The sequence below is a fragment of the Veillonella sp. AS16 genome, assembly GCF_000517785.1.
Classification (GTDB): Bacteria; Bacillota; Negativicutes; order Veillonellales; family Veillonellaceae; genus Veillonella; species Veillonella denticariosi.
The window spans coordinates 47,936-53,976 of the sequence record NZ_AZYX01000012.1 but is presented as its reverse complement, the minus strand read 5'-3'; the positions used below and the strand labels follow the sequence as shown (position 1 = coordinate 53,976).

General features: G+C 49.5%; 3 protein-coding genes and 1 pseudogene. All 4 read right to left on the bottom strand.

The genetic code is table 11. From position 1 onward, the window contains the following. Nucleotides 1-1,203, bottom strand: a pseudogene (locus tag HMPREF1521_RS04830) (ATPase); the annotation flags it as partial. A 356-nt stretch (nt 1,204-1,559) separates the two neighbouring features. Further along, nucleotides 1,560-3,521: a fructose-specific PTS transporter subunit EIIC gene (locus tag HMPREF1521_RS04825; protein ID WP_038116524.1), complete on the bottom strand. Its 1,962-nt coding sequence runs from the start codon at nt 3,519-3,521 to the stop codon at nt 1,560-1,562. Nucleotides 3,522-3,569: 48 nt separating this feature from the next. Continuing rightward, the gene (gene pfkB, locus HMPREF1521_RS04820; protein ID WP_038116520.1) at nt 3,570-4,481 is read right to left on the bottom strand and encodes a 1-phosphofructokinase; all 912 of its coding nucleotides are present in this window, start codon (nt 4,479-4,481) and stop codon (nt 3,570-3,572) included. 162 nt (nt 4,482-4,643) lie between these two features. Next, nucleotides 4,644-6,041, bottom strand: coding sequence for a Na+/H+ antiporter NhaC family protein (locus tag HMPREF1521_RS04815; RefSeq protein ID WP_051435751.1), 1,398 nt, complete (start codon nt 6,039-6,041; stop codon nt 4,644-4,646).

Genomic DNA, 6,041 nt, shown 5'->3' with positions numbered 1-6,041 from the left:
AGCGGCTTCGCGTTCAGCTTTAGCTTTTTCAGCTGCCGCTGCGCGTTGTTGAGCGGCTAAACGTTCTTGTTCAGCCTGTTGAGCCGCCAGCTGTTCCTGCTGAGCTTTGAGAGCGGCCTGTCGTTGAGCCTCAGCCTGTTGGGCTGCCAACTGTTCCTGTTGAGCTTTGAGAGCGGCCTGGCGTTGGGCTTCGGCTTGTTGAGCAGATATGTATTTTTGTTCCGCCATACGGCGTTGTTCTTCTTGAATACGTAGCCGTTCCTGTTCGGCGGCTATTCGTTGCTCTTCCGCAATGCGGGAGTGTTCAGCCTGTTGAGCGGCGATACGTTCCTGTTCAGCTTTAAGGGCCGCTTGTCGTTGCGCCTCGGCTTGTTGAGTCGCCAGCTGTTCCTGTTGAACTTTGAGAGCGGCCTGTCGTTGGGCTTCCGCCTGTTGGGCGGCTAACTGTTCCTGCTGAGCCTTAAGAACCTGAGCCTTAAGAGCGGCTTGTCGTTGTGCCTCAGCTACTTTTGCTGTGCGGTTTTGCTCCTCTACTTGTTGTTGCTGAGCTTCCAGCGCCGCTTGTTCCAGTGCTTCTTTTTCTAAACGCTCACGCTCTGCGCGTTGGATGTCGCGTATAGTCAGCTTTTGTTTCGCTACGACGGATTTTGTCGTTGTTGTCCTTGCAATTGGCAGAGGGGCCGTAGAGGGTTCCTGTTGAACCACAGGGGCACGTTGAATTTGAGTTTTTTGTAATTCCGGTTTTCCATCAACTTGTTTTTCCACCACCGACTGCTCCGTTTGACGTTGTACATTCATTAAGCTATGCATCGCCAATGTCGGTTCTATTACGGTGTGCGTGTTTTTGTCTACCGTATATTGCGGCTTTTGTACTGTCGCAACAGGTTGTGCTATTGCCGTAACATCAATGGTATTACGAGACGCATTTGCTTGTGATGCGGTAGGTGTGGACGATTGTCCTTGTTGCATTTCCGATTGTGCCGATGTAGCCATCGGTTGTGTGGCGGATGGCGCGGTAGTTTGTTGTGCAGCCGCAGCAGTAGAGGTAGTCGCCGCGGCAGGGGGTGTAGTCTTAGATTCAGCGGTGGACTTAGTGCCGACTAAATCGCTCATATTGAGGGACGGTGCCGCATGTGCTACACCACCTAAGGCCGTTGCCGCTAAAAGGGCGGCAGTGACCTTCTGATTCTTGGTTGACTTCATGAATTAATGCTCTCCTACTAGATATGAATTGATAGTTAAAAATTTTAAAGTTAATTTATAGTTTAGCATAAATCCGTGTAATTGTACACTTTATATACATGCGGACCGTGAATTTATCTGATTTTATGGACATGATAAATTTTAAATTAAGATTAATCAATTGAGATGTGAGGAAATGAATGTCGGATATTGGTTCTACGTATTACGTATGATGATTAGTTCCATGTATTATGATTAGCTCTACATATTATATTTAGTCATATATTATGATCTATTATGCTCGATGATTCGATATGTTTATGATGAAAGTAAAAGCCCTGTACCGCTGCGGTATAGGGCTTTCACTAAAGGATATATTATTTTTTCAAGCTCGGTTTTACCAGGCCTAAGATGATACATGCAATAACGGAGCCGATGGCGATGGACGCGAGATAAAGTAGCGGATTGCCGATGGTCGGCACCACGAAAATTCCGCCGTGAGGAGCGCGTAGGGTGCATTCAAACAACATAGATAATGCGCCTGCTGTACCGGCACCGATGATGCAGGCCGGCAACACGCGAATTGGATCGGCTGCTGCAAACGGGATGGCACCTTCGGTGATGAAGGAGAGGCCCATGATGTAGTTGGTCAAACCGGACTTGCGTTCCGCTTCGGTGAAACGGCTAGGAAAGAAGGTCGTGCAAAGGGCAATCGCCAATGGAGGCACCATGCCGCCTGCCATAACCGCCGCCATGATACCGTATTCACCGGTTGCTAAAGCGCCGGTACCGATAACGTAAGCGGCTTTGTTTACAGGGCCGCCCATATCAACAGACATCATAGCGCCGAAGATAAGACCCAACAATACACGGCTTGTGGTGCCCATGGACTGCAAGGAGTCCATCAACCAGTGGTTGAGTGCGGATACCGGTGGATTGATGATAAAGGTAATAGCAAGGCCTATGAATAATACGCCTAGTACTGGATAGAAGAGAACGGGTTTCGTGCCTTCCAATGCTTCCGGCAGGCCGGATACGAGTTTTTTAACCAACAATACTAAATAACCCGCTGCAAAGCCTGCGATTAAGGCGCCGAGGAATCCGGAGCCGCCCTGGTTTGCTAATAAACCGCCCACAAAGCCCGCTACGAGACCGGGACGGTCTGCGATACTCATGGCGATATAGCCGGCGAGAACCGGCAACATAAATCCGAAGGAGGCACCGCCGATTTGCATCAGAAATGCTGCAAGAGGCGTACCGGAACCGAAGTTTTTAGGGCTCGCGGGATCGAATGTATCAAAGAGGAATGCCAATGCGATTAAGATACCGCCTCCGATAACGAATGGCAACATATGGGATACGCCGTTCATCAGATGCTTGTAAATTTGACGACCGATGCTGTCAGAAGCATCTCCGGTCGTTTCCGAGTCCTGTTGCTCCGCTTTGGAGGCGTGGTATACAGGTGCCGTACCGGACATGGCTTCCGTTAATAATTCCTCGGCCTTGTTGATGCCGTTGGCAACCTTTGTCTGAATCATCGGCTTACCGTTGAAACGAGCCATTTCGACTTGGCGGTCCGATGCGACGATGATGCATTTTGCGTGTGCGATTTCCTCCGCTGTGAGCGGATCTTTTACGCCGGATGCACCGTTTTTTTCAACCTTTAAGGAGATGCCCATTTCCTTGGCCTTGCGGTCTAATGATTCCGCCGCCATGTAGGTGTGGGCGATGCCCGTAGGGCACCCCGTTACAGCTAATACGTCATAATACGGATTAGATTCAGAAACTGTTTCTGTTGCAGAGTTATCGGATTGTGCAGCACTTATCGTGCTTTCGGCGGTCGTAGCGGATTTGATACATCCCGCTACGGACGGATCAAACTTTCCTTGCTCCTTAGCCGTGATGAGTTCCAGGAACCGCTTTACCGTAGGGGCGGCGATGAGGGCTTCCTTGAAGTCCGGGTCGATAACCATCGTCGCGAGTTGACTCAAAACCTCTACATGCGTATCTGCAGCGCCTTCCGGAGCGGCAATCATGAAAAATAATCGGGATGGTTGACCGTCTAAGGACTCGAAATCGACGCCGTTCGGTACGACCATAGCCGCAAGGCCTGCTTCGCGAACGCCTGCGGATTTTGCGTGCGGTGTGGCGATACCGTCGCCGAGACCGGTGGAACCGGATTCTTCACGGGCGAAAACGGCCGCCAGATATTCGGCTTTGTCGATGAGATGTCCGCCTTTATCCATCAATTCCCCTAACATGTAAATGGCATCTGCCTTTGTTACCGGTTCCGCGTTTAAGAGGACGGATTCCGGTTTTAATAAATCGGTGATTTGCATATATGTACTCCTTGATGCAAATAAAATAGAAAATTATTGAAATGTGATTTAGGATCGTACCTGTGAAAGTAGTGCCTCCACCTCGTTCAATGTGGCGAGGTTTTCCGAATAGGCCGAAGCGGATCCGCTGGCGATGCCCCAGTAGAGGGCTTCTTGAAGGCTACCTGTTTTTTCGTAGCCCGTAATAAATCCGGCCACCATGGAGTCGCCGGCTCCTACGGAATTGACAAGGGTTCCCTGAGGGGCTTTGCTCGTGTAGACCGTGCCGTCTGCAGCTACTAAGATAGCGCCGTCGCCGGCCATGGAGATCAGGACGTGTTGAGCTCCTTTTGCCTGTAATTCCTTTGCGGCCGATACCAGGTCATCCTTTGAGGATAGGGTACGACCGAAGATTTCGCTCAGTTCGTGATTATTGGGCTTGATTAAGAACGGTTTATACGGTAATACACGTGTCAGAAGATCCTTTGTGGCATCGACGATGATGCGGATGTGTTTGTGCTGTAAACGCTCCATAATGCGTTCATACATATCGCTCGGCAGGCTTGAAGGAATGCTGCCCGCAAGGATCAGAATATCCTCGTCCGATAAGGCATCCAACTGTGTGTACAGTGCCTGTAATTCATCGTTGGCGATAGTCGGACCGCGACCGTTGATTTCCGTTTCCTCATCGGATGCTTTTACTTTCACATTGATGCGTGTTAAACCTTCGCGCAGACGGATGAAGTTTTCCGTTACGCCGAATTGATTCAGCTGGGTTACGATTTCCTGACCGGTGAAGCCCGCGATGAAGCCGAGAGCCGTTGTATCCATGCCGAGATTGTTGAGCACGATGGAAACATTGATACCTTTACCGCCACCGAGGATGTATTCCTGAGTAGTGCGATTGATTGTGCCCGTTTCGAGATGGTCCAGGCGTACGATATAATCGAGGGCCGGATTAAAGGTGATAGTGTAGATCATATATATTCCTCTTTGATACTACGCAAATTTTGATACTACATAAATAATTATTATATCGAACTATAATTATATTGAACGACTGTTATGCTTTATGCTGAATTATATTTTATACGGAATCCTGCCGAATTGAACAGATATTTTCGTGTCAGAACAATATTTGTATTAGAGTGATTTCGCCTCATCATGTCGGCGCAGGCGCAACCAGTAGATGAGAGGCGCCAGGTATAAAAAGAAGGCGAATGGTATATATCCGGTTGGACCGGTATTCAACATGATAACAGGTACGAGGGCGGCGATATTCCACGGCTGTAAGGCGGCGATGAGGATGCCGCTGTTTTCAAAGTCCAGCATTACGTCGTCCGCCTGGATGCTTTGTTTCGCATAGGTGGTACGCATAATGGAATGTGTCATGATGACCGCGATGGCCTGACTGCAGCCGATAGCACCCGTTAAAAAGGCGAGTCCCGCATTGGCTGCAAATAAGCTGCTGCGCGATTTAGCATGGTCTAAGAGCTGTCTCATATCATTCCAGAAACCGACGCCCTCCAGCATACCGGAAATGGCGCAGGCCATAAATATTGATAGAGACGGAATGAACATGGTTTTGAGGCCGCCGCCGTGAATGACATCTGCCAGCGGATTATAACCGGGAAGCTCGAAGCCTGCCAGGCTGAACCAGGCCAGGTCAGACAGACTTTGGCCCTGATTGGTATACGCAATAATCGCGGCTGCCAATGCGCTGAGGCCGATGGGCCACCTGATGGATACTTTCAGAGGCAATACTGCTACGACGATAATGACGGGAATCCATAACGTCCAATTGATATTAAAGATGAAAGGAATCGTATCCGACAGATAATTGTTTGTAGTATCCAACGGAAACCATTGGGATAGCAAAATGTAGAGAAGCGTTGAAATGACGAGTGCCGGTATGCTGTCCGCAAACATTTTTCGGATATTCGTCCGTACCTCGGTGTGCGTTAAGGCAGCCACGAGAGATGCACTGGATGAGAGGGGACTGTTGCGGTCGCCCACATACGCGCCGGCAATGATAGCCCCGGCTACGATGTTTTCCGGTACATTTCCGGCCCGTGCGACGGTGATGAGCACGATGCCTATGGTGCCTACCGTGCCGAGCGAGGTGCCGAGTAGCATGCTCACGACGACAGTCATGAGAAAGGCACAGGTGATAAAGATATATGGGTTAATCCAGTCGATACAGGTGGCGATGATCATCGGTATAGTTCCCGATGCCTGCCACATGGCGATGAGCCATCCGATGAGAAGAAAAATCTGTATTACGCCAATCGATGACTTCGCACCTGTCCAGGATAACTTGAGCAGTTCTTTCGGCTCATAACCTTTACGGTAGAATACGTACGCCATGATACACCATACCGCGAGCAAGGCGTAGCCGATAGCGATACCGTTAGCTACGGCGGTGATAATGACGATGATGGACAGCAATAAGCCGATGAGAGGTTCTATGTTTTGAGGCATTAATGACCGACCTTGGCGATAGTTCAGAAATGCGTTCAGTATCAGTTGTAACCATTTCAT